This window comes from Streptomyces sp. NPDC127097 (assembly GCF_042724075.1).
GTDB lineage: Bacteria > Actinomycetota > Actinomycetes > Streptomycetales > Streptomycetaceae > Streptomyces.
Window position 1 is genome coordinate 1 of record NZ_JBHXFI010000022.1, and the last position, 22,598, is coordinate 22,598.

19 protein-coding genes are annotated in these 22,598 nt (G+C 70.8%); 5 read left to right on the forward strand and 14 right to left on the reverse strand.

Annotation, left to right across the window (positions count from 1 at the left end; all coding sequences use genetic code 11):
* Window positions 1-86: 86 nt before the first annotated feature.
* From ACFWJW_RS18465 to ACFWJW_RS18500, 8 genes are all read right to left on the reverse strand, one after another.
* Entirely contained in the window at window positions 87-1,622 is a 1,536-nt protein-coding gene (locus tag ACFWJW_RS18465) for an MFS transporter (RefSeq protein ID WP_387241960.1), read from the reverse strand.
* Window positions 1,623-1,746: 124 nt separating this feature from the next.
* Window positions 1,747-2,769 carry a class II fructose-bisphosphate aldolase gene (gene fbaA, locus ACFWJW_RS18470; RefSeq protein WP_387241963.1) on the reverse strand — a complete coding sequence of 341 codons (1,023 nt, stop codon included), beginning with the start codon at window positions 2,767-2,769 and terminating at the stop codon, window positions 1,747-1,749.
* A 218-nt stretch (window positions 2,770-2,987) separates the two neighbouring features.
* The gene (pyrE, locus tag ACFWJW_RS18475) at window positions 2,988-3,530 is read right to left on the reverse strand and encodes an orotate phosphoribosyltransferase (RefSeq protein ID WP_387241966.1); all 543 of its coding nucleotides are present in this window, start codon (window positions 3,528-3,530) and stop codon (window positions 2,988-2,990) included.
* Window positions 3,531-3,540: 10 nt separating this feature from the next.
* On the reverse strand, window positions 3,541-4,404 hold the full coding sequence (locus tag ACFWJW_RS18480; protein ID WP_387241969.1) for an aldose 1-epimerase: 864 nt from the start codon (window positions 4,402-4,404) through the stop codon (window positions 3,541-3,543).
* Between the two features lie 110 nt (window positions 4,405-4,514).
* Window positions 4,515-5,501, reverse strand: coding sequence for an SRPBCC domain-containing protein (locus ACFWJW_RS18485; RefSeq protein ID WP_387241972.1), 987 nt, complete (start codon window positions 5,499-5,501; stop codon window positions 4,515-4,517).
* Between the two features lie 153 nt (window positions 5,502-5,654).
* A complete protein-coding gene (locus tag ACFWJW_RS18490; protein WP_387241975.1) occupies window positions 5,655-7,376 on the reverse strand; it encodes a polyamine aminopropyltransferase in 1,722 nt (573 codons plus the stop codon).
* A gap of 246 nt (window positions 7,377-7,622) precedes the next feature.
* Window positions 7,623-8,144, reverse strand: coding sequence for a DUF2617 family protein (locus tag ACFWJW_RS18495; protein ID WP_262039622.1), 522 nt, complete (start codon window positions 8,142-8,144; stop codon window positions 7,623-7,625).
* 327 nt (window positions 8,145-8,471) lie between these two features.
* The gene (locus tag ACFWJW_RS18500; RefSeq protein ID WP_387241979.1) at window positions 8,472-8,738 is read right to left on the reverse strand and encodes a hypothetical protein; all 267 of its coding nucleotides are present in this window, start codon (window positions 8,736-8,738) and stop codon (window positions 8,472-8,474) included.
* 233 nt (window positions 8,739-8,971) lie between these two features.
* Here ACFWJW_RS18500 and ACFWJW_RS18505 point away from each other — a divergent pair, with 233 nt between their 5' ends.
* Complete coding sequence (locus ACFWJW_RS18505) at window positions 8,972-10,165, forward strand: pyridoxal phosphate-dependent aminotransferase (RefSeq protein ID WP_387241982.1); 1,194 nt, start codon at window positions 8,972-8,974, stop codon at window positions 10,163-10,165.
* A gap of 133 nt (window positions 10,166-10,298) precedes the next feature.
* Here the strand turns inward: ACFWJW_RS18505 and ACFWJW_RS18510 are convergent, their stop codons facing one another.
* Window positions 10,299-10,835 (reverse strand): YbjN domain-containing protein, encoded by a 537-nt coding sequence (locus ACFWJW_RS18510; protein ID WP_387241985.1) that lies wholly within the window; start codon window positions 10,833-10,835, stop codon window positions 10,299-10,301.
* Between the two features lie 218 nt (window positions 10,836-11,053).
* Window positions 11,054-13,684, reverse strand: a complete 2,631-nt coding sequence (gene clpB / locus ACFWJW_RS18515; protein ID WP_387241988.1) for an ATP-dependent chaperone ClpB — start codon at window positions 13,682-13,684, stop codon at window positions 11,054-11,056.
* Window positions 13,685-13,919: 235 nt separating this feature from the next.
* Here clpB and ACFWJW_RS18520 point away from each other — a divergent pair, with 235 nt between their 5' ends.
* The 3 genes from ACFWJW_RS18520 (at window position 13,920) to ACFWJW_RS18530 (ending at window position 15,737) form a co-directional block, all read left to right on the forward strand.
* Window positions 13,920-14,495, forward strand: coding sequence for a Uma2 family endonuclease (locus tag ACFWJW_RS18520; protein ID WP_387241991.1), 576 nt, complete (start codon window positions 13,920-13,922; stop codon window positions 14,493-14,495).
* A 29-nt stretch (window positions 14,496-14,524) separates the two neighbouring features.
* A complete protein-coding gene (locus ACFWJW_RS18525; RefSeq protein ID WP_042151438.1) occupies window positions 14,525-14,929 on the forward strand; it encodes a pyridoxamine 5'-phosphate oxidase family protein in 405 nt (134 codons plus the stop codon).
* A 403-nt stretch (window positions 14,930-15,332) separates the two neighbouring features.
* A complete protein-coding gene (locus ACFWJW_RS18530; protein ID WP_387241994.1) occupies window positions 15,333-15,737 on the forward strand; it encodes a hypothetical protein in 405 nt (134 codons plus the stop codon).
* A 106-nt stretch (window positions 15,738-15,843) separates the two neighbouring features.
* Here ACFWJW_RS18530 and ACFWJW_RS18535 read toward each other — a convergent pair whose 3' ends face one another.
* From ACFWJW_RS18535 to dnaK, 4 genes are read right to left on the reverse strand one after another with little or no spacing between them, the layout of a single operon-like run.
* The gene (locus tag ACFWJW_RS18535; protein ID WP_387241997.1) at window positions 15,844-16,299 is read right to left on the reverse strand and encodes a heat shock protein transcriptional repressor HspR; all 456 of its coding nucleotides are present in this window, start codon (window positions 16,297-16,299) and stop codon (window positions 15,844-15,846) included.
* Between the two features lies 1 nt (window position 16,300).
* Entirely contained in the window at window positions 16,301-17,470 is a 1,170-nt protein-coding gene (gene dnaJ / locus ACFWJW_RS18540) for a molecular chaperone DnaJ (protein ID WP_387242000.1), read from the reverse strand.
* Window positions 17,471-17,515: 45 nt separating this feature from the next.
* Window positions 17,516-18,175: a nucleotide exchange factor GrpE gene (gene grpE / locus ACFWJW_RS18545; RefSeq protein ID WP_387242003.1), complete on the reverse strand. Its 660-nt coding sequence runs from the start codon at window positions 18,173-18,175 to the stop codon at window positions 17,516-17,518.
* Complete coding sequence (dnaK, locus tag ACFWJW_RS18550) at window positions 18,172-20,028, reverse strand: molecular chaperone DnaK (RefSeq protein WP_042151424.1); 1,857 nt, start codon at window positions 20,026-20,028, stop codon at window positions 18,172-18,174. The genes grpE and dnaK overlap by 4 nt, the downstream gene beginning before the upstream one ends.
* Before the next feature lie 290 nt (window positions 20,029-20,318).
* Between dnaK and ACFWJW_RS18555 the strand changes: the two genes are divergently transcribed.
* Window positions 20,319-22,586, forward strand: coding sequence for a (Fe-S)-binding protein (locus ACFWJW_RS18555; protein ID WP_387242008.1), 2,268 nt, complete (start codon window positions 20,319-20,321; stop codon window positions 22,584-22,586).
* Window positions 22,587-22,598: the final 12 nt, after the last annotated feature.

Genomic DNA, 22,598 nt, shown 5'->3' on the forward strand with positions numbered 1-22,598 from the left:
CTGCTTCGCTTTACGTCCGGACACCCTGCCCCTCCGGCCCGTCACCTCCCGTGGGTGGGTGGTGGAAGGGGTGGTGGGGGCCGGCGTTATCTGTTGGGGTTCTGTTGTTGGTTGGTTTTTTGGGCCTCGCCCGGGTTCAGTGGGGGTGCGCTGAAGCCGCAGTGGTAGGTGGTCTCCGCCTGGCAGGGCTTCTCGGCGCCTGGTTCCGGGCGCAGGGCGTCGGTCCGTACGGTCAGCCAGGCGATCAGGGCGCCGGCCACCAGGACGCCGGCGCAGATCGGCATGGCGCGGAGGAAGGCGGCGCCGAAGGCGTCCGCCGAGCGGTACGCCTCGGGGCCGAAGCCCGCCAGGAGGGGCAGCGCCGCCACCGCTACCAGACCGGCGGCCCGTGCTGCGGCATTGTTGATTCCGCTGGCCAGGCCCGCACGGTCGACGTCCACCGACGCGAGGACGGTCGCGGTGAGCGGTGCGACCAGCGTCACCATGCCGGCGCCCATGACCACGAGTGCCGGGAGCACATCGGTGAGGTAGGACGCGCCTTGGCCCACCCGCATCATCAGCAGCAGGCCCGCGGCACACAGCAGTGGTCCGACGGTGAGCGGGATCCGCGGACCGGTGCGCTGTCCCAGCTCTCCGGAGCGGGCGGACAGCAGCAGCATCAGGCCGGTGGTGGGCAGTAGCGCGGTACCGGCCTGGAGCGCCGAGTAGCCCACCACTACCTGGAGCTGGAGCACGGAGAGGAAGAAGAAGCCGCCGAAAGCGGCGTAGACGCAGACCGTCACCGCGTTGATCGCGGAGAACTGGCGGATGCGGAAGATGGCGGGCGGCAGCATGGGATCGGGCCGGCGCCGTTCGAGCCTGATGAAGAGTGCGCCGAGCAGCAGCCCGGCCACCGCGGGAACGATCACGCCGAGCCCGGCGCCCCCGTTCGGTGCGGCGATCAGTGCGTAGGTCACCCCGGCCAGCGCCAGCGCCCCCAGCACCGCGCCCCGTACGTCGAAGCCGCGGTGCAGCCGGGCCGCGCGCTCCCGGGTCTCGGGGACGTGCCGCAGCGCCACCGGGACGCACACCGCGGCCAGCGGCACATTCAGGAAGAACACCCAGCGCCAGCCGGCGCCGTCCACCAGCCAGCCGCCGATGAACGGCCCCACCGCGGCGGCCACCCCGCCGAGCCCCGACCAGGCGCCGACGCCGCGAGCCCGGTCGTCGGGGTGGAGCACGGCCTGGATCAGGGCCAGCGAACCGGGCGTGAGCAGCGCCCCGCCGACGCCCTGGAGCGCACGGGCCGCGATCAGTACGCCGGCCTGCGGTGCCAGCCCGCACAGCAGCGAAGCGGTGGCGAACCAGATCACGCCGATCACGAACACCCGGCGCCGGCCGAAGCGGTCGCCGAGCGCACCGCCCAGCAGGATCAGCGAGGAGAGGGTGAGCAGGTAGGCGGTGACGGTCCACTGTAGGACCGCCAGATCCGCGTTGAGGTCCTCGCCGATCCGGGGCAGGGCGACATTGACGACGGTGCCGTCGAGCAGCGCCATGCCGGACCCCAGCACGGCCGTCAGCAGCACCCACCGGCCCTGTGCCGAGGCCAGCCGGACCGCGCCGGGCGCACTCGGTTCGCTCATACCGCGAGCATGCCCGTCCCCGCACCCGCTCGCCCGCGCTGCCGCCGGCCGGGCGCACGAAGGCTCCGCATCCCGGACGGATGCGGAGCCCCGGTGCGCGGCGGCCGGCGGTGCGGCCCGCCGGTTACTTGATCTTGGTGCCGGTGGAGCGCAGGTTGGCGCATGCCTCGGTGACCCGCTTGGCCATGCCGGCCTCGGCCAGCTTGCCCCAGCTGCGCGGGTCGTAGGTCTTCTTGTTGCCGACCTCGCCGTCGACCTTCAGCACACCGTCGTAGTTGCGGAACATGTGGTCCGCGACCGGGCGGGTGAAGGCGTACTGGGTGTCGGTGTCCAGGTTCATCTTGACCACGCCGTTCTCCAGCGCGGTGGCGATCTCCTGCTCGGTGGAGCCGGAGCCGCCGTGGAAGACGAAGTCGAACGGGGCGGCCTTGCCGTACTTGGCGCCCACGCCCTCCTGGAGGTCCTTCAGCAGCTCGGGACGGAGCACGACGTTGCCCGGCTTGTAGACGCCGTGGACGTTGCCGAAGGAGGCGGCGAGCAGGTAGCGGCCCTTCTCACCCAGGCCCAGCGCCTCGGCGGTGCGCAGCGCGTCATCGACCGTGGTGTAGAGCTCGTCGTTGATCTCGTGGGTGACGCCGTCCTCCTCGCCACCGGTCGGGGTGATCTCGACCTCAAGGATGATCTTGGCGGCGGCGGCCTTGGCCAGCAGCTCCTGGCCGATGGCCAGGTTGTCGGCCAGGTTCTCGGCCGAGCCGTCCCACATGTGGGACTGGAACAGCGGGTTCTGGCCCTTGGCGACGCGCTCCGCGGAGATGTCCAGCAGCGGGCGTACGTAGCCGTCCAGCTTGTCCTTGGGGCAGTGGTCGGTGTGCAGCGCGACGGTGATGTCGTACTTGGCGGCGACGACGTGCGCGAACTCGGCGAGCGCCACCGCACCGGTGACCATGTCCTTGTTGTACTGGCCGCCCAGGAACTCCGCACCACCGGTGGAGATCTGGATGATGCCGTCGCTCTCGGCCTCGGCGAACCCACGCAGCGCGGCGTGCAGCGTCTGCGTCGACGTGACGTTGATGGCCGGGTAGGCGAACTTCCCTGCCTTCGCCCGGTCGAGCATCTCGGTGTAGACCTCGGGGGTTGCGATGGGCATCTGTCCGCTCCTTGTGTGTGCGGGTGTGCGTACTGGGCCCTGACCAGGGGGCGAGGACTTCGCCGTGCACATCTTCCCAGACAAGGCCCCTCGCTCCACATCGCCTGTCCGGCCGTCCCACTCCGTGGGCAGTCGGTTTCACGTGAAACCGACTGCCCCTCGACAAAGCCGCAGGTCAGCGTGGAGGACTCACCTCCGGTGCGGCTGTCGCGCCGGTCTCAGCCCAGGCCGAGGTCGCCCAGCTGGTAGCCCGTGATATAGGGCAGCCCGGCCTCGGCGATGGCAGCGGCGGCACCGCGGTCGACGATCGTGGCCACCGCAACGACCTCGGCGCCCGCCTCACGCGCCGCCTCGACGGCGGTCAGCGGCGAGCCACCGGTGGTGGAGGTGTCCTCGACGATCAGGACCCGGCGGCCCTTGATGTCCGGACCCTCGATACGGCGCTGCATCCCGTGCGCCTTCTGCGCCTTGCGGACGACGAAGGAGTCCAGCCGGCCGCCGCGCGCCGCGGAGGCGTGCAGCATCGAGGTCGCGACCGGGTCGGCGCCGAGCGTCAGCCCGCCGACCGCCTCGTAGTCCAGGTCGGCGGTGATGTCGAGCATCAGCTGACCGACCAGCGGCGCGGCCTCGCCGTCGAGGGTGATCCGGCGCAGGTCGATGTAGTAGTCGGCCTCCTTGCCGGAAGAAAGCGTCACCTTGCCGTGCACCACGGCCTTGTCCTTGATCTGGCGCAGCAGCTCGCCGCGCACGTCGTCACTCATGCGCACGAGCTTAGGCGGTGCCCCGGGACAGGTTCCGCCAGCTCCAGGTCATGGAGATCTCCAGCGGGTCGATCGGCGTGACCAGGCGCGGCAGGGTGTTGAGGCCGTTCGGCGGGCCGGTCTGCGGCTCGACACACACCGCGGCCTCCTGCTCGTCGTAGACCACGGCCCATTCGGCGCGGCTGGTGATCTTCAGCTCCAGGCGGCCCGGCCAGGTGAGGGTGGCCGCCACGCCCTGCGGCATCCCGAAGCAGTCGTCCCAGGGGCCCGGCTTCGGCGGGATCCGGCGGCCGGTCGGGAGATGGTCCGCGCCCCGCTCCTCCTGCCACTCGGGCCCGAAGTCGAGGAGGACGTCCGTGCCGCCCTCTCCGAGGTTCCGCAGGAACCAGGGGTGCCAGCCGGCCTGCGCGGGGAAGGAGTCGGCGGTCGCCTCGACGCCCATGGTGAGGGTGAGCGAACCGCCGTCCTCGGCGAGTTCGACGAGCTGGGTGACCTGCCCCGGGTACGGCCAGGGCGCCGCCGGGTCCTGGAGGTCGTAGGTGAAGACGCCCTCCGTGGCGCTCGCCCGCACGGTGCGCCAGCGCAGGTCGCGGCCGGTGCCGTGGATGGCGTGCGGCGCGGCGTTGAGCGGCATCCGGTGGAGCTCGCTGCCGTTGCGGAACTCCCCATGGGCGAGCCGGCCGCACCACGGCACCATCGGAAAACAGCCGTATCGGGGGCCCTGCCGCAGCAGCTCCGTACCGCCGGTGCGCAGGCTCGCGATCCGGCAGCCGAGGTCCGGACGGACGGTCAGTTCGGTGTCTCCGGCGGCCAGTCGCACGCCCTCCGGCGCCTGCGTCCGCGCCGCGCCCTGCGTGGTGTTGTCGGTGCTCACGGGACCGAGCCTAGCGACGGACCGCGTGCGGCGTGGGACGCCGTACGGGCCGCGGCCGTCGTGAGCCGCCGCCGTCGTGAGCCACGGCCGTCGTGGGCCGCGGCCCCGGGTCAGCGGCGGCGGCGCAGCACCCGGCCGACGACCACCGCGGACGCCAGCACCACCGCGGCCGCGGGGGCCGCCCAGCGCAGGGTCGCCGAGGTGCCGTTCGACTCGGGGGCGGGCACCGGCGCGTACCGGCCGCGCGGCGGGGCGTGGTCGACCTCTTCCGCGCTGCGGCCGATCATCGTGCGGCGGGCGTGCGCGGCCTCGGCGGGGGCGAGCCGGTCCGCCTCGTCCCCGTAGGCGTGCTCGGGGTGCGCGGCGGGGAACGCGTCCGCCGCCTCGCCCGCGTCGAGGTCCTCGCCGGCCTCGTTCGCGGCATCGAGATCCGCCGTCTCGTCGGGGTCCTCGTCGCTGCCCGGATCCAGGGACGGCGGCGGCACCTCGGTGTCGAACACCCGGGACCCGGCCGCGTCCCCGGCGTCGGCGGCCGGTGCGGTGGCATCGTCCGGTGCGGTGGCTTCGTCCGGTGCGGTGGCTTCGTCCGGCCCACCGCCCTCGGCCGCTCCGGCCTCGTCGGTCACCGGCCGCCGCCGCAGGTCCGCCGTCAGGTTCTCCGCGAAGCGGTCCAGCAGCCGGCGGCCGACGGTGGCGGCGGACCGGTCGGTGGCCTCGGCGAGCCGGCCGTCGCGGTGGACCGTGCCGGAGCAGCGCAGCGTCGTACCGGGGCCGGGCTCGGTGGCCGGGGCGAGCCGTACGGCCACGGTCAGCGCGACCGCTCCGTCGCCGCGCGCCTCGGTGCCCTTCGCCTCGACGGTCACCGGGGCCGCACCGTCGTCAGCGGTGCCGTCGTCCGCGGCGGCGCCGACCGTCAGCGTGCCGCGATAAGTGATGGTGGAGCTTCCGATACGCAGTCGCAGCCGGCCCTCCGGACACCCGGGGGCCGCATCGGCGTCGAGCTGGACTCCTGGGACACAGCGCGCCACCCGCTCCGGCTCGGTGAGCGCCTGCCGCACGGTCCCGACGGGAAACGGAACGTACACCTCATGCTCCATGACATGGGAGCCTACCCAGCGGCCGCGAACCCGTGCCCGCCCACGCGGAACTTTCTGCCACCGGGCCGGAACCCGCCCCGCCGCACCCGCACGGCCCGCACCGCCTGAGGTCCGCGGCGGGCACCCGCCGGCCCGGCACCGCACCGGGCCCGCTCAGTCCTGATACCGCGGATGCATCAGCGTCGACGCCGGCAGTCCGGTCCACCGCTCGCGGGTCTCCGCCCGCCGGCCGGCCCGCAGTTCCCCGGCGCTGAGCCCGGCCAGCGGGGGAGCGTCGGGCGCCAGACCGAACGCCGGAGGGTGCCGCGCGGCCAGCACGAAGCCCCAGTACCGGGTCCCGGACGGCGCCGCGGCGGCCGGGGCCTCGGCGTCCACGGGCGGGACGGCGCCCGCCGAGCGGTCCGGGCCGCCGGAGAAGGCCGCGGGCCGGCCGGACTGCCGGTACGGAACCGTCGCCAGGCCCACCGACCGGACCGTCGACTCCACCGTCCAGTACAGCCGCGCGCGCTCGACCGGCGGCCCGGCGTGCACCACCAGCCGCCCGTCGCCGGCCAGCAACTGCGCCGCCAGGCCGTAGAACTCCTGCGAGTAGAGCTTGGTGCACACGGTGATCCCGGGGTCGGGGAGATCGGAGACGATGACGTCGTACGGCTCCGCCCGGCGGCCGGGGCCGCGGGCGCCCTGCTGCCGCAGCCAGTCGAAGGCGTCGGCGGTCACCGTCCGCACCCGGGGATCGGCGAGCGAGTGCCGGTTGAGGCGGGTGAGGCCGGGGTCGGTGCGTGCCAACCGCAGGACGCCGGGGTCGAGTTCGACGACGGTGACCGAGCGGACCGCGCGGTAGCGGAGGATCTCGCGCACCGCGAGGCCGTCGCCGCCGCCGAGCACCAGCACCCGGCCGTGCGGGCCGCCCGCCATCGCCGGGTGCACCAGCGCTTCGTGGTAGCGGAACTCGTTCTCCGCGCTCACGCGGAGCCGGCCGTCGAGATACAGCGCCAGCGGTCCGCCGGAACCTTTCCTCCCGTGCCCCGCACCGGCTCCGGTGCCCGTCCCGCCGGTCATCACCACTTCCTGGACGCCGGTCTGCACCGCGACCCGGGCCGAGGAGCCGTACACCGCCAGCCGGGCGGCCCGTTCGAACGGGGTGGCCAGCGCCACGCCCGCGGCGAGCAGCGCGAGGACCAGGGCATTGGCACCGAAGAGCGCCCAGCGGGCACGGGCGCTGAGATCGCGGCGGAACAGCCACAGCACCAGCACGGCGCCGGCCACCGCGTTGACGGCGCCGGTGAGCAGCGCACCGGTCAGCTGGCCGAAGCCCGGCAGCAGCAGAAAGGGAAAGGCCAGCCCGCCGACGAGCGCGCCGACATAGTCCGCGGCGAAGAGATCGGCCACCGCGCCGCCCGCGTCCTGCCGGCGCACCCGCTGGATCAGCGTCATCAGCAGCGGTACCTCGGCGCCGATCAGGATGCCGATGGCCAGGGAGAAGCCGACGAGCGCGGAGCGGGACTGCCCGAACCAGGCGAAGCAGGCGTAGAGCGCCATCGCGGAGCTGCCGCCGACCAGCGCGAGGCCGGCCTCCACCGCGCCGAAGCCGACCGCCGCCCGGCAGCGCAGCCGCTTGGCGAGCAGCGCGCCGACCCCCATCGCGAAGACCATGACGGACAGCACGACCGACGCCTGGGTGACGGAGTCGCCCACCAAGTACGTGGCCAGAGCGACCAGTTCGAGTTCGTAGACCAGACCGCAGGCGGCGCAGACGAAGACGACGGCGAGGACGAGCAGCCGGCCGAGCCCGGCCGGCACCGGCAGTCGCGCCGGTGTCATGACGTCCGGCGGGCCGGGAGCGCCGACGCGAGCGGACTCTGACGGGTCGATCATAAAATGAACGCTACGTGACGATTCTGTGGCATTCCGTCACCCACACGAGTAGACCTCGCGGGCTACACGCCTCCGTTGGGGCGTTGCCGAAGCATGGGGCGCAAGGACACACCGCGCCGCGCGCGCCCCACCGCCCGCGCCCTCCCGAACCCCCACGCCCCCGGCGCAACGGCTCCCGCGCCCCTCGCACCGCCCACACCCCCACACCCTTCCGCCGACCGGACCGGTCACCAGCGACCGGCCCCGCTAGACCGCCGCGACCCTGGCCCGTACGCCCACGCGGGTACGGGTGGCCACCAGGCGGCCCTCCTGCGGATACGCGTGCCAGGTCCGCCAGCGCACCTGCCCCTGCTGACGCTGCGCCAGCATCGCGGTGAAGGCGTGCGGCGAGCCGGGGAACGTACCGGCGAGCCCGTGCGGATGCTCGGCCACCAGCGCGAGCAGCTCCTGCGCCCGCCCGGCGAACGAGCCGCGCGAGAGGGTCTCCACATGGGCGGCGAACTCGTACTCCCAGTCCCCCAGCCGCTTCGCCACCCCGAGCGGCAGCGGTGTGCTGCTGCCCGGCATACAGGCGACCGTTTCGGAACAGGTGCCGTGCTCCTCCTCAAGAAGCACCTGGTGAGAGGCGCCGAGCAGTCTCAACTGCACCTGAGCATCCTGGAGTTGGAGATCGAGTACGGCGAGGGCCGGCAGGGGTTCCCTGCCCAGCGCCCAGGCCAGGTCGGAGGCACGGGTATCGGTGTACGCCGTCGTCAAAGTGGTGAGCATGGGTCGGCTCCGCAAGCACGCAGTGGAATGGTGGGCCGGCCCGCCCGAAACGGATTCAGGGATGTACGACTGCCTGCCGGCTCGCGCCCACGTGGGGTCGGAGAACGTGGGGGATTCTCTGGGGAGAGGGAATCATGAAAGCCCCGTCGCCCACAGCGCTTTTACCCATCTTCTCCGGGTTTCCATCCGCTCGGGGGCCTTGCAGTTCAGTTGTTCAACGACCAAGCGCCCAGCGGGTGTTGGCCTTTCGACCAGCACCCGCTGGGCGCATATGCGACAAGCAACTAGCCATCCGCACATATGGAGTTGGCGGGTAGCGCCGTCGGCTCAGGAGCCGCCGCCACCGCCACCACCGCAGCCGCCACCACCGCCGCCACCGCAGGACGACCCGCCACAGGAGGATCCGCCGCCGCATCCGCCGTGGTGCCCACCGTGGTGGTGACCGCCGCCCGAACCCCCGTCGCCGCCGGCCCACCAGCTGCCGCCGCCGGAGCCCCGTCCGCCCCCGCCGCCCCCGCGCGCACCGCTCCGCGAGGCCAGGGCCACCAGGCCGATCACTCCCGCGCAGATCACCAGGAAAACCACAATCCCCATATGCCTCACACTCCTTTCCATCCCCCGAAGCGTGAGGGCACCTCCCACGCCCTTGAGGCAATGGGGGCGCATACGCTCCGTCCGGCGCCCGGTGCGCCGCTCCGGCGCCGCCCGGCGCCGTGGGCCGTCCTCGTCGACGGCCGTCTCATTCCGTTGTGCGGGGCTGATGCCCCGGCCCCGGCGTCTCAAAGCACAGTTGAGGAAGACCAGAGGTTCGGCGGAGGATGACGTCCATGGACCGACCGCTGCTCAACCGCCGCCTCGCCGAATTCGGCACCACGATCTTCGCCGAGATGTCGGCGCTCGCCGTACGGACCGGCTCCATCAACCTCGGCCAGGGCTTCCCCGACGCCGACGGTCCGGAAGAGGTCAGGGAAGCGGCGGTGCGCGCGCTGCGCGACGGCCGCGGCAACCAGTACCCGCCGGGCCCCGGCATCCCCGAACTGCGCACCGCCGTCGCCGCCCATCAGCAGCGCTTCTACGGCCGCCTCGGCCTCTCCTACGACCCCGACACCGAGGTCCTGATCACGGCGGGCGCCACCGAGGCCCTCGCCGCCGCGCTGCTGGCACTGCTGGAGCCGGGCGACGAGGTCATCGCGCTGGAGCCGTACTACGACTCGTACGCCGCCGGTATCGCGCTGGCGGGCGGCCGCCGCGTCCCGGTGACCCTGCGCGCGGACCCGGAGTCCGGCAGCTACCGCCTCGACCTGGACGAACTGCGCGACGCCATCACCGGCAACACCCGCCTGATCCTCCTGAACACCCCGCACAACCCCACCGGCACCGTGCTCTCCCGCGACGAGCTCGCCGAGATCGCCCGCCTCGCCTGCGAGCGCGATCTCCTCGTGGTCACCGACGAGGTCTACGAGCACCTCGTGTTCGAGGGCGAACACCTCCCGCTCGCGTCGTTCCCCGGGATGCGCGAGCGCACCGTCACCATCGGCTCGGCCGGCAAGACCTTCTCGTTCACCGGCTGGAAGGTCGGCTGGGTCACCGCGACGGCGGAACTGGTGAGCGCGGTCCGCTCCGCCAAGCAGTTCCTCACCTATGTCTCCGCCGGCCCCTTCCAGTACGCCGTCGCCGAGGCCCTCGCCCTCCCCGACAGCTACTTCACGGAGCTGCGCGACGACCTGCGCGCCAAGCGCGACATCCTCGCCACCGGCCTCACCGACGCCGGCTTCCAGGTCTTCCGCCCCTCGGGCACGTACTTCATCACCACCGACATCCGCCCCCTCGGCGCTGTGCTGTCCGAAGAGGGCGACGGCTTCGCCTTCTGCCGCGCCCTCCCCGAACGCGCCGGCGTCGTCGCCATCCCCAACGCTGTCTTCTACGACCACAAGGACCAGGGCGCCCCCTACGTCCGCTTCGCCTTCTGCAAGGGCACCGACGTGCTCCAGGAGGCGGCGGACCGCTTGAAGCGCCTGTAACGGCCGGGGGAGCCGCCCTCAGCCCTGAAGCGACGGGTCGCCCGTCGCCCTACCCCGGGCACGGACGGACGCGGGCCCCGGAGCATCACGCTCCGGGGCCCGCGCAGCAGGGTGGGTGTGGGACGGACGGGGCTCAGCCCTCGTCGTCACCCGGCTTGTCGTCGGAGTCGCCTTCGATCTCGGCCTCCAGGCCGAGCTGCTCGACGATCCACTTGTCGAATTCGATCGAGGCGCGGACCCAGCTGACCGTGCTCGACACGAAGTGTTCGAGCGAGACACCGGTGCCGATCAGCATCGATGCCTCACCGATCAGACGGACCGTGCCGTCGTCATGGGTGTGGGTGTAGGCCTTGGGCCACAGCGTCCGGCGGTTCCAGTCGTCGATCGCCTCCAGCAGCTTCGACTTCTCGTCGATGCCGTGGGCACGGTCATAGAACGTACGGACGGAGAAGATCTGCTGCTCCTCCTCGCCCCGGAACATGAAGTACGTGCGGAACTGCTCCCACGGGGCGGCGAGGTCACCCTCCTCGTCGACTACGTACTTCAGCTCCATCTGGTCGAGGAGCTGCTTGACCAGGTCCTGGTCTGGCACGACGGGACCATCAGGCCCCGACGGCTCGGGTTCGGGCTGGCCCCCGAAATTCGGAATCGAGGACGGGTCGATGCTCACCGTGGAATTCCCTTCGTATGGTCCCTGCCATCCTCCCCCACACCCGCCCCGTCGTGGCAACCCGGACGGAGCGGATGCGGGCAAGGCGTCGCCCGGGGCAACGATCGGCCGGGCGGGCCGGCCGCGGGACCACGGCGGCGCGGCGGTCAGCCCGCGGGCCGCCCGTGGGGCCACGGCGACGGTCAGCCCGTGGGCCGGCCGTGGGGCCACGGCGACGGTCAGCCCGTGGGCCGGCCGGCCGCCTCCACCGAGAGCTGATCGCCGTCCACGTCCACCCGCACGGTGTCGCCCTCCAGCACCTCGCCCGCCAGGATGGCGCGGGCGAGCTGGTCGCCGATGGCCGTCTGGACCAGGCGGCGCAGGGGCCGGGCGCCGTAGGACAGGTCCGGGGCGGGGGCGTCGGGCACCGGTTCCTGGCCGAGCCAGGCGAGCCAGGTCAGGGCGCGGTCGGTGACGTCCAGCGTCAGCCGGCGGTCGCCGAGACGGCGCTGGAGATGGCCGAGCTGGATACGGGCGATCCGCTGGAGCTGGTCGGTGCCGAGCGGGTGGAAGACCACCACGTCGTCGAGCCGGTTGAGGAACTCGGGCCGGAACGCGGTCCGGACGGTCTCCAGCACCTTCTCCCGCTTCTGCTCCTCCTTGAGCAGCGGGTCCATCAGGAAGTTGGAGCCGAGGTTGGAGGTCAGGATCAGGATGGTGTTGCGGAAGTCGACGGTGCGGCCCTGGCCGTCCGTGAGCCGGCCGTCGTCGAGGACCTGGAGCAGGATGTCGAAGACCTCGTGGTGGGCCTTCTCCACCTCGTCCAGCAGGATGACGGAGTACGGGCGGCGGCGGACCGCCTCGGTCAGCTGGCCGCCCTCCTCGTAGCCGACATAGCCGGGCGGCGCGCCGACCAGCCGCGCGACGCTGTGCTTCTCGCCGTACTCCGACATGTCGATCCGGACCATCGCCCGCTCGTCGTCGAAGAGGAAGTCCGCGAGCGCCTTGGCCAGCTCGGTCTTGCCGACGCCGGTCGGGCCGAGGAAGAGGAACGAGCCGGTGGGGCGGTCCGGGTCGGCGATACCGGCGCGGGTGCGGCGTACCGCGTCGGAGACGGAGCGGACGGCCTCGGTCTGGCCGATCAGCCGCTTGCCGAGCTCCTCCTCCATCCGCAGCAGCTTCTGGGTCTCGCCCTCCAGGAGCCGGCCGGCCGGGATGCCGGTCCAGGCGCCGACCACATCCGCGATGTCGTCCGGCCCGACCTCTTCCTTGACCATGGACTCCTTGGACGCCTCCTGCTCGGCCTCGGCGGCGGCGGCCTCCTCCAGCTCGTGCTCGACGCCCGGGATCTCGCCGTAGAGCAGCTTGGAGGCGGTGTCGAAGTCGCCGTCGCGCTGGGCGCGCTCCGCCTGGCCACGCAGCTCGTCGAGCTTCTCCTTGAGCGCACCGACGCGGTTGAGGCTCTGCTTCTCCTTCTCCCAGCGGGCGGTCAGGCCGCGCAGCTCCTCCTCCTTGTCGGCGAGGTCCTTGCGCAGCTTCTCCAGCCGCTGGACGGAGCCGGCGTCGGTCTCGTTCTTGAGCGCCAGCTCCTCCATCTTCAGCCGGTCCACGGCGCGCTGGAGCTCGTCGATCTCGACAGGCGAGGAGTCGATCTCCATACGGAGGCGGGAGGCGGCCTCGTCGACCAGGTCGATGGCCTTGTCCGGCAGGAAGCGGGAGGTGATGTAGCGGTCGGAGAGCGAGGCCGCGGCGACCAGCGCGGAGTCCGCGATCTGCACCTTGTGGTGGGCCTCGTAGCGCCCCTTGAGCCCGCGCAGGATCGCCACCGTGTCCTCGACGGTCGGCTCGGCTACCAGCACCTGCTGGAAGCGCCGCTCCAGCGCCGGGTCCTTCTCGATCCGCTCGCGGTACTCGTCCAGCGTCGTCGCGCCGACCATCCGCAGCTCGCCGCGGGCCAGCATCGGCTTGAGCATGTTGCCCGCGTCCATGGACGAGTCGCCGCCGGCGCCCGCGCCGACGACGGTGTGCAGCTCGTCGATGAAGGTGATGATCTGGCCCTCGCTGGACTTGATCTCCGCCAGGACGGTCTTCAGCCGCTCCTCGAACTCACCGCGGTACTTGGCGCCCGCGACCATCGCCCCCAGGTCGAGCGCGACCAGCCGCTTGTTGCGCAGCGACTCGGGCACATCGCCCTTGACGATCCGCTGCGCCAGCCCCTCGACGACGGCGGTCTTGCCGACGCCCGGCTCACCGATCAGCACCGGGTTGTTCTTCGTACGGCGGGACAGCACCTGCACCACGCGGCGGATCTCGTGGTCCCGGCCGATGACCGGGTCGAGCTTGCCCTCGCGGGCGGCCGCGGTGAAGTCCGTACCGAACTTCTCCAGCGCCTTGTACGTGCCCTCCGGGTCGGCGTTGGTCACCCGCTGCCCGCCGCGGTTCGCCTCGAACGCGGCCAGCAGCTTCTTGGCGGAGGCGCCCTGCTGCTCCAGCAGCTCGCCGGTGCGCCCGCCCTTGGCGGCGATGCCGATGAGGAGGTGCTCGGTGGAGACGTACGCGTCACCGAGCTCCTTGGCGCGCTGGGTGGCGTCGGCGATGGCGGAGAGCAGATCGCGGTCCGGCTGCGGCGGTGCGACCGTCGAGCCCTGCACGCTGGGCAGCGCGGCCAGCTGGCGCTCGGCCCCGTTGCGCAGCGCGGCGGCGTCCGCCTCGACGTCGGCCAGCAGGTCCATGATGTTCTCGTTGTCCTGCCCGGCCAGCAGCGCGAGCAGGAGATGCGCGGACGTCATGTCCGCGTGCCCGGAGGTGACCGCCCGCTCATTGGCGGCGCTCAGTGCCTCCCGGCTCTTGTTGGTCAGCTCGGCGTCCACGTCCTCGCGATCCTCCTCGACTCGTCCTGCCCGGCCTCAGCGCCCAGTCTGGACCCACTGCGGCACATCCTGCACATACCAACGTGCGATAAGTTGAGTCTATTCCACTCAAGGCTGCGGAAGCGAGCCCCCTCGCCCGTTCCTCGCTCACTCGTGCGAGGGAATCGGAGCCGATCGCGCTGCCACCCACCGCGTCGCCCGGCGACACTGGCCTTCGACCACGACGAGGTGCAGCATGACGGCTATGGCACACGAGCCGATGGCGACGGACGACGAGACCCTCCTGGATTACTTCCTCGCCCTGGAAACCCCTGAGGGCTTCCGGGCCGAGCTGATCGAGGGGGAGATCATCGTGACGCCACCGACGGACGGGAACCACGAGCGTTTCTTCAGCCGGCTCACCAAACAGATCCTGGTGAAGTCCGCGACCGACATGGACGTCTCCGGCGGCAAGGGGCTCCTGCTGAACCCCGCCGACCGCAAGAACCACGTCATCCCCGATGCCACGTTCGCGCCCACCGAACTGGATGTGTTCCTGGATGCCGAGCCCTGGATGCCCAGCGACGGCGTCACCCTGGTCATGGAAGTGACATCGAGCAAGCCTGAGCACGACCGCGTCCGCAAGCGGCACTGCTACGCCCACGCCGGCATCCCGTTCTATCTGCTCGTGGACCGCGGCGAGGGCACGATCACGCTGTTCAGCGAGCCCACCGGGAACGACTACGCAGGGCACAACACCGTCCCCATCGGCAAGCCCGTCCCCCTCCCCGCCCCCTTCTCCTTCGACCTCGAAACCGCCGACTTCCTCTGAGTCCCGGGCGCCGAACTACTCTGGCCCCCATGGCCCATGACCTCAGCGCCCTCAGCCCGGAATACCTCGCCTTCTGGGGCGAGTATCTGATGCCGACCCTCACCACGCTGCGTACGGACGGGACGCCCCATGTCGTTCCCGTAGGCGTCACCTACGACGCCGGGCAGCGGATCGCGCGGATCATCACCCGCAAGGACAGTGCCAAGGTCAAGAACATCCTCGCCGCCGGGGCGGACGGTGCCACCGTCGCCGTGTGCCAGGTCGACAAGGGGCGCTGGGCGACGCTGGAGGGCCGGGCCCGGGTGCGTACGGACGCCGAGTCGGTGGCCGACGCGGTGCGCCGGTACGCCGAGCGGTACGGCCGGACGCCGACGCCCAACCCCGATCGCGTCATGATCGAGATCGCGGTGACCAAGGCGATGGGCCGGGCCTGAGCGCCGGCCCGACCGCCGCTCCCCCTCCGGCGCGCTGGCCGGAAACGGTCCCTCCGGATCCGCTCCGGGCCACCCACCTGGTACTCAAGAGCGACGGGAACCGAACAGCTCCGCGCAATCACGGACGACATCGGACCTGTCCCCTGCAAAAGACAGCAGCTGGAGGCCGTATGGCGTCGGCAGTGTGCAAGGTGACGACCGCTCCGCGCCGTCCGTCCCCCGCCCGGCCGCATCCGCACGCCGAGCTCTGCCCGCGCTGCGGCGGCCAGCTCGCCGTGAATCAGGACGGCTGGAAGATCTGCCACGCCTGCGGCTATGCCTCGCCGCCCGGTACAGCCCCTCCTCCACGGGCCGCTCGCGGGGGTATCGTCGCCCCCACAGTCGCCACGCCCCGGAGGGCACGATGAACTCGGTCCGAGTCACGGCGATCGCCTGCCTGATGCCGCTGTCCGAGCTGGACGAGGATCCGTTCCTGGTCGATGACCGCAGCCAGCACGACATGTGCAAGCAGTGGGCGGCGGCCCGTGACTACCACCTGACCTGCCAGCTCAGCCTGCACCAGCTGCGCGCCGACCACGGCGCGCTGTGGCGTGACGTCGAAGAGGGCCTGGTCGATGTGTTCGTGGCGCCCAACCGCCGGGCGCTGGAGAACGCCATCGCCGGTGCGGACGAGTTCACCGCACGGTGCGCCGCGGCCGGCGTCCGCCTGGAGACCGCCGACCTCGACGAGCCGGTCTACACCCTGGCGATGAAGTCGCAGGTGCACCGGCGGCTGTCGATGCCGACGGCCGGATACAACGGCTGCTGAGCGGACCGCGGCCGGGCGCCGCGATCGTACGGAAACGCGAGAAGGGCCGGGTCTCCCCGGCCCTTCTCGCGTTATGTGCCGGGCGTCGGCGCCCCGGCCGCGGCCGTCACTCCGGCCGCTTGTTGGGACGCCAGACCACCAGTGCGCTGGTCTGCTGCACATCCTGATACGGCACCAGATCGCGCCGATAGGAGGCGTGCACCGCCGCCTCCCGCTGCTGCATCGCGCTGGCCGCGCCCTCCAGGGCGCCCTGGAGCTCGACGACCCGCTGCTGGAGGGCCGTGACCTGGTTCTCCAGCTCGATGATGCGCTTGATGCCGGCGAGGTTGATGCCCTCGTCCTGGGACAACTGCTGGACCGTACGGAGCAGTTCGATGTCACGGGCCGAATAGCGGCGGCCCCGCCCGGCCGTGCGGTCGGGCGAGACCAGCCCCAGCCGGTCGTATTGCCGAAGGGTCTGCGGATGCAGGCCGGAGAGCTGAGCCGCGACGGAGATGACGTACACCGGCGACTCATCGGTCAGTTCATAGGGGTTACGACGCTGCCCGCCCCGGCTGTCCATCTCAAGCTCCCTTCGCGGCCTGGAACAGCTCCGCCCGCGGGTCCGGCCCCGCGGTCGCCTCGCGATAGGACTCCAGCGACTCCTTCGCCTTGTCGCTGAGGTCACCGGGGACCAGCACCTCTATGGTGACCAGCAGATCCCCCCGTGTGCCGTCCTTACGGGCCGCGCCCTTGCCACGGGCCCGCATGGTGCGCCCATTGGGCGTGCCGGCCGGCAGCTTCAGCGTCACCGGCGGACCGCCCAGTGTCGGCACCTTGACCTCCCCGCCGAGCGCGGCCTCCGGGAAGGTGACCGGCACGGTGATGGTGAGGTTGTCGCCCTTGCGGCCGAAGACCGGGTGGGCGTCGACATGCACGACCACGTACAGATCGCCCGCCGGGCCGCCCTGCTCGCCCGGGGCGCCCTTGCCGCGCAGCCTGATGCGCTGCCCGTCCGAGACGCCCGCGGGGATGCGGACCTGCATCGTCCGGGCACTGGTCGCCCGCCCGCTGCCCTTGCAGACCTCGCAGGCGTCCTGGGCGATCAGGCCCCGGCCCTTGCAGTCGGCGCACGGGTCGGTGAGCGAGAAGCCGCCGCCCGCGCCCCGGCTGACCTGGCCGGTGCCGACGCAGGTCGGGCAGACCCGCGGGGTGCCGTTCTTGTCGCCGGTGCCGGAACACGCCTTGCACGGCGCCTGGCTGGACATCCGCAGCGGGACCGTGGCCCCGTCGACCGCCTCGGTGAAGCTGAGCGTCACCTCGGACTCGATGTCCTGGCCCCGGCGCGCGTGGGTACGGGTACCGGCGCCGCCGCGGTTGAACAGGCCGCCGAAGACGTCCCCGAGCCCGCCGCCGAAACCTCCGCCGCCGCCCTGGCCCTGCGAGCCCCCGAAGAGGTCGCCCAGGTCGAAGTTGAAGCTGCCGCCGCCGCCCGGCCCCGGCCGGTAGCCGCCGTTGCCGAACAGCGTGCGCGCCTCGTCGTACTCCTTACGGCGCTTGGCGTCGCCCAGGATGTCGTTCGCCTCGGAGATCTCCTTGAAGCGCTCCTCGGCCTTGGCGTCACCCTTGTTGGCGTCCGGGTGGAACTCGCGGGCGAGCTTGCGGTACGCCTTCTTGATCTCCGCTTCGGTGGCGTCCTTCGGGACGCCGAGGACCTTGTAGTAGTCCTTCTCGACGAAGTCCTTGGTGCTCATCCCCGACGTCCCTCCTTCCGCGCGGTTTTCTTTTCTGTCCTCACGTCAGCCCTCTTCCGGGCCACCGCTCTCCTCGTCCGAAGCCTTGGCGCCCTTGGCCTCGTCATCGGATCCGGACTTGGTGCCCTGCGCGCCCGGCTGCGGCTCGGCGACGGCGACCCGCGCGGGGCGGATCGTTCGTTCACCGATGCGATACCCGGGCTGAAGGATCGCCACGCACGTCGTCTCGGTGACGTCCGGTGCGTACGAGTGCATCAGCGCCTCGTGGATCGTCGGGTCGAAGGGCTCGCCCTCCTTGCCGAACTGCTGCAAACCCAGCTTGGCGACCACGGTCTCCAGCGATTCGGCCACCGACTTGAAGCCGCCGACCAGTTCGCCGTGCTCGCGGGCCCGGCCGATGTCGTCGAGGGTGGGAAGGAGCTCGGACAGGAGGTTCGCCGCGGCGATCTCCTTGACCGTGACCCGGTCCCGCTCCACCCGACGGCGGTAGTTCTGGTACTCCGCCTGGAGCCGCTGGAGGTCCGTCGTGCGCTCGTTGAGCGCCGTACGTACCTGGTCCAGCTGCGCCTGGAGCGCTACGTCCGGTACGTCCCCGGCCGGGGCCGAGCCCGCCTTGTCGGCGGACTCGGCCTGCGCCGCGTCTTCGGAAGCGGCGTCAGAGGGGACGTCGGGCTTCTCGTCGAAGCCCGGGGTCTCCTCCGTCACGCGGCACCATCCTTCTTCGGCTTCTCGTCGTCGACGATCTCGGCGTCCACGACGTCGTCATCGGCCTTGGCCTGCTCGGCGCCCTCGGCACCGGCAGCGCCCTCGGCGCCGGCGGCACCCTGGGCGTCGGCGTACATGGCCTGGCCCAGCTTCTGGGAGACGGCCGCGACCTTCTCGGTGGCGGTGCGGATCTCCGCGGTGTCCTCGCCCTTGAGCTTTTCCTTCAGCTCGGTGAGGGCTTCCTCGACCTCGGTCTTGACCTCGCCCGGGACCTTCTCCTCGTTGTCCTTGAGGAACTTCTCGGTCTGGTAGACGAGCTGCTCGGCCTGGTTGCGGGTCTCGGCGGCCTCGCGGCGCTTGGTGTCCTCGTCCGCGTACTGCTCGGCCTCCTGGCGCATCCGGTCGACCTCGTCCTTCGGCAGCGAGGAGCCGCCGGTGACGGTCATCTTCTGCTCCTTGCCCGTGCCCAGGTCCTTCGCGGTCACGTGCATGATGCCGTTGGCGTCGATGTCGAAGGAGACCTCGATCTGCGGGACCCCGCGCGGGGCCGGCGGCAGACCGGTCAGCTCGAACATCCCGAGCTTCTTGTTGTACGCCGCGATCTCGCGCTCGCCCTGGTAGACCTGGATCTGCACGGACGGCTGGTTGTCCTCGGCCGTCGTGAAGATCTCGGAGCGCTTGGTCGGGATCGTGGTGTTGCGCTCGATCAGCTTGGTCATGATGCCGCCCTTGGTCTCGATACCGAGGGACAGCGGGGTGACGTCCAGCAGGAGGACGTCCTTGACCTCACCCTTGAGCACACCGGCCTGGAGGGTGGCGCCGATGGCGACGACCTCGTCCGGGTTGACGCCCTTGTTGGCGTCCTTGCCGCCGGTCAGCTCCTTGACGAGCTCGGCGACGGCGGGCATACGGGTGGAGCCGCCGACCAGGACCACGTGGTCGATCTCGGACAGGTTGATACCCGCGTCCTTGATCACGTTGTGGAACGGCGTCTTGCAGCGGTCCAGGAGGTCCGAGGTGAGCTGCTGGAACTGCGAGCGCGTGAGCTTCTCGTCCAGGTGCAGCGGGCCCTCGGCGGAGGCGGTGATGTAGGGAAGGTTGATCGTCGTCTCGGTGGAGGACGACAGCTCGATCTTCGCCTTCTCGGCGGCCTCGCGCAGGCGCTGGAGCGCCATCTTGTCCTTGGCCAGGTCGACGCCGTGGCCGTTCTGGAACTGCTTGACCAGGTAGTCGACGACGCGCTGGTCCCAGTCGTCACCACCGAGGTGGTTGTCACCGTTGGTGGCCTTCACCTCGACGACGCCGTCGCCGATCTCCAGGAGCGAGACGTCGAAGGTGCCGCCACCGAGGTCGAAGACCAGAATGGTCTGGTCGTCCTTCTCCAGGCCGTAGGCCAGGGCGGCCGCGGTGGGCTCGTTGACGATGCGCAGGACGTTGAGGCCCGCGATCTCACCGGCCTCCTTGGTGGCCTGGCGCTCGGAGTCGTTGAAGTAGGCCGGAACGGTGATGACCGCGTCGACGACCTTCTCGCCGAGGTACGCCTCGGCGTCGCGCTTGAGCTTCTGCAGGATGAAGGCGCTCATCTGCTGCGGGTTGAAGCCCTTGCCGTCGATGTCGATCTTCCAGTCGGTGCCCATGTGGCGCTTGACCGACCGGATGGTCCTGTCGACGTTGGTGACCGCCTGACGCTTGGCGACCTCGCCGACCAGCACCTCGCCGTTCTTGGCGAAGGCGACAACGGACGGCGTGGTCCTGGCGCCCTCGGCGTTGGTGATGACGGTGGGCTCACCGCCTTCGAGAACACTGACGACGGAGTTCGTCGTGCCCAGGTCGATGCCGACCGCACGTGCCATTTCAATTCCTCCAGCTGACTTGAGTGGAACAGGCTCAAGAGTGCAGGACCAAAGAAATCCTGTCAACAGACCTGAGTCGGGCGCGCTCAAGTTTTATATCGCTCTTATCGTCACCACGGCTGTACCGCAGGACGCCGGGGTCACACAGAGGGTTGCCTTCGCGACGCAGATCACCGGCCGGGCGGCTTCATGGGGCGGAGGAGAATGGGTAACCTCAGCGGCAGACCAAAAAAGTTACTGCTTAGTAGTCCCCCACCGTTTCCCGCTCTCGCAGGTACGAGGAGCCTCCCATGCAACTCGCCGCGATCATCGTGTCGCTGGTGCTCATCGCGGTCGCCGTGGCGCTGTTCGGCCGCGCCCTGCTCCAGATCTACCGCCACATGCGACTCGGCCAGCCGGTGCCCGCGGGCACCCGCACCGACGCGCCCGCCCAGCGGACCGTCACGGTGGCCAAGGAGTTCCTCGGCCACACTCGCATGAACCGCTGGGGCGTCGTCGGCGTGGCGCACTGGTTCGTGGCGGTGGGCTTCCTCACCCTGCTGCTGACGATCGTCAACGCCATCGGCCAGCTCTTCCAGGCCGACTGGCTGATCCCGTTCATCGGCGACTGGCTGCCGTGGGAGATGTACGTCGAGGCGATGGGCACGCTGACGACCGTGGGCATCATCGCCCTGATCGTCATCCGGCAGCTGAACCGCCCCGGCGGCGCGGGCCGCAAGTCCCGCTTCGCGGGCTCCAACACCGGCCAGGCGTACTTCGTCGAGACCGTCATCCTCATCGTCGGCTTCTGCATCGTGACGCTGCACGCCCTGGAGGGCGCCCAGCACGGCGTCGACCACTACGAGCCGGCGTACTTCATCTCGTACCCCCTGGTCGTGGCCTTCAAGGGGATGAGCCTGGGCACCGTCCAGAACCTCACCTACTTCTTCGCCGCCCTCAAGATCGCGACGTCCTTCATCTGGATGATCACGGTCTCGCTCAAGACCGACATGGGTGTGGCCTGGCACCGCTTCCTCGCCTTCCCCAACATCTGGTTCAAGCGTGAGGCGGACGGCGGGGTGGCGCTGGGCGCGCTTCAGCCGATGACCAGCGAGGGCAAGCCGATCGACTTCGAGGACCCGGGCGAGGACGACCAGTTCGGTGTCTCCCAGGTCGAGCACTTCTCCTGGAAGGGCCTGCTCGACTTCTCCACCTGCACCGAGTGCGGCCGCTGCCAGTCGCAGTGCCCCGCCTGGAACACCGGCAAGCCGCTCTCCCCGAAGCTCCTGATCATGTCGCTGCGCGACCACGCGCACGCCAAGGCGCCGTATCTGCTGGCCGGCGGCGGCAAGGACATGGAGGGCAACGAGCAGGCGACCGCCGAGCAGCTCAAGGACGTTCCCGCGGCCGCCCTCGCGGAGGCCGAGCGCCCGCTGATCGGCACCCTCGAAGAGAACGGTGTCATCGACCCGGACGTCCTGTGGTCCTGCACCACCTGCGGCGCCTGTGTCGAGCAGTGCCCGGTCGACATCGAGCACATCGACCACATCGTCGACATGCGCCGCTACCAGGTCATGATCGAGTCCTCGTTCCCGTCCGAGGCGGGCACGATGCTCAAGAACCTGGAGAAGAAGGGCAACCCCTGGGGCCTGGCCAAGAAGCAGCGGCTGGCCTGGACCAAGGAGGTCGACTTCGAGGTTCCGGTCGTCGGCCAGGACGTCGAGGACCTCACCGAGGTCGAGTACCTCTACTGGGTCGGCTGCGCCGGTGCCCTGGAGGACCGCGCCAAGAAGACCACCAAGGCGTTCGCGGAGCTGCTGCACATCGCGGGCGTGAAGTTCGCGATCATGGGCGGCGACGAGAAGTGCACCGGTGACTCGCCGCGCCGGCTGGGCAACGAGTTCCTCTTCCAGCAGCTCGGCGCGGAGAACGTCGCGACGCTGAACGCGGCCTTCGGTGAGGACGACGAGGATGAGTCGACCAAGAAGCCGAAGGCGTCGAAGAAGATCGTCGCGACCTGCCCGCACTGCTTCAACACCATCGCGAACGAGTACCCGCAGCTGGGCGGCGAGTACGAGGTCATCCACCACACCCAGCTGCTCCAGCACCTGGTGGACGAGGGCAAGCTCACCCCCGTCACCCCGGTCGAGGGTCTGATCACCTACCACGACCCCTGCTACCTGGGCCGCCACAACAAGGTCTACACGCCCCCGCGCGAGATCATCGCCAAGGTGCCGGGCCTGCGGAACGAGGAGATGCACCGCCACAAGGAGCGCGGCTTCTGCTGTGGCGCCGGCGGTGCCCGGATGTGGATGGAAGAGCGGATCGGCAAGCGCATCAACAACGAGCGCGTCGACGAGGCCCTGTCGCTCAACCCCGACATCGTCTCGACGGCCTGCCCCTTCTGCCTCGTGATGCTGACCGACTCGGTCAACGGCAAGAAGAACGACGGCAAGGCGAAGGAATCCATCCAGGTCGTCGACGTGGCCCAGCTGCTGCTGGACTCCGTGAAGACGCCGGTGGACCCGGCGGGCGACCCGGAGCCGGAGGACAGCTCGGAGCCCGAGCCGGTGAAGTAGCGGCACGGACAG

What these genes read in the sequence shown, in the direction of transcription:
- ACFWJW_RS18465 (WP_387241960.1), bottom strand. Translation starts at nt 1,622, where the DNA reads ATGAGCGAACCGAGTGCGCCCGGCGCGGTCCGGCTGGCCTCGGCACAG.
- fbaA (WP_387241963.1), bottom strand. Translation starts at nt 2,769, where the DNA reads ATGCCCATCGCAACCCCCGAGGTCTACACCGAGATGCTCGACCGGGCG.
- pyrE (WP_387241966.1), bottom strand. Translation starts at nt 3,530, where the DNA reads ATGAGTGACGACGTGCGCGGCGAGCTGCTGCGCCAGATCAAGGACAAG.
- ACFWJW_RS18485 (WP_387241972.1), bottom strand. Translation starts at nt 5,501, where the DNA reads ATGGAGCATGAGGTGTACGTTCCGTTTCCCGTCGGGACCGTGCGGCAG.
- ACFWJW_RS18490 (WP_387241975.1), bottom strand. Translation starts at nt 7,376, where the DNA reads ATGATCGACCCGTCAGAGTCCGCTCGCGTCGGCGCTCCCGGCCCGCCG.
- ACFWJW_RS18495 (WP_262039622.1), bottom strand. Translation starts at nt 8,144, where the DNA reads ATGCTCACCACTTTGACGACGGCGTACACCGATACCCGTGCCTCCGAC.
- ACFWJW_RS18500 (WP_387241979.1), bottom strand. Translation starts at nt 8,738, where the DNA reads ATGGGGATTGTGGTTTTCCTGGTGATCTGCGCGGGAGTGATCGGCCTG.
- ACFWJW_RS18505 (WP_387241982.1), top strand. Translation starts at nt 8,972, where the DNA reads ATGGACCGACCGCTGCTCAACCGCCGCCTCGCCGAATTCGGCACCACG.
- ACFWJW_RS18520 (WP_387241991.1), top strand. Translation starts at nt 13,920, where the DNA reads ATGACGGCTATGGCACACGAGCCGATGGCGACGGACGACGAGACCCTC.
- ACFWJW_RS18525 (WP_042151438.1), top strand. Translation starts at nt 14,525, where the DNA reads ATGGCCCATGACCTCAGCGCCCTCAGCCCGGAATACCTCGCCTTCTGG.
- ACFWJW_RS18530 (WP_387241994.1), top strand. Translation starts at nt 15,333, where the DNA reads ATGAACTCGGTCCGAGTCACGGCGATCGCCTGCCTGATGCCGCTGTCC.
- ACFWJW_RS18535 (WP_387241997.1), bottom strand. Translation starts at nt 16,299, where the DNA reads ATGGACAGCCGGGGCGGGCAGCGTCGTAACCCCTATGAACTGACCGAT.
- dnaJ (WP_387242000.1), bottom strand. Translation starts at nt 17,470, where the DNA reads ATGAGCACCAAGGACTTCGTCGAGAAGGACTACTACAAGGTCCTCGGC.
- dnaK (WP_042151424.1), bottom strand. Translation starts at nt 20,028, where the DNA reads ATGGCACGTGCGGTCGGCATCGACCTGGGCACGACGAACTCCGTCGTC.
- ACFWJW_RS18555 (WP_387242008.1), top strand. Translation starts at nt 20,319, where the DNA reads ATGCAACTCGCCGCGATCATCGTGTCGCTGGTGCTCATCGCGGTCGCC.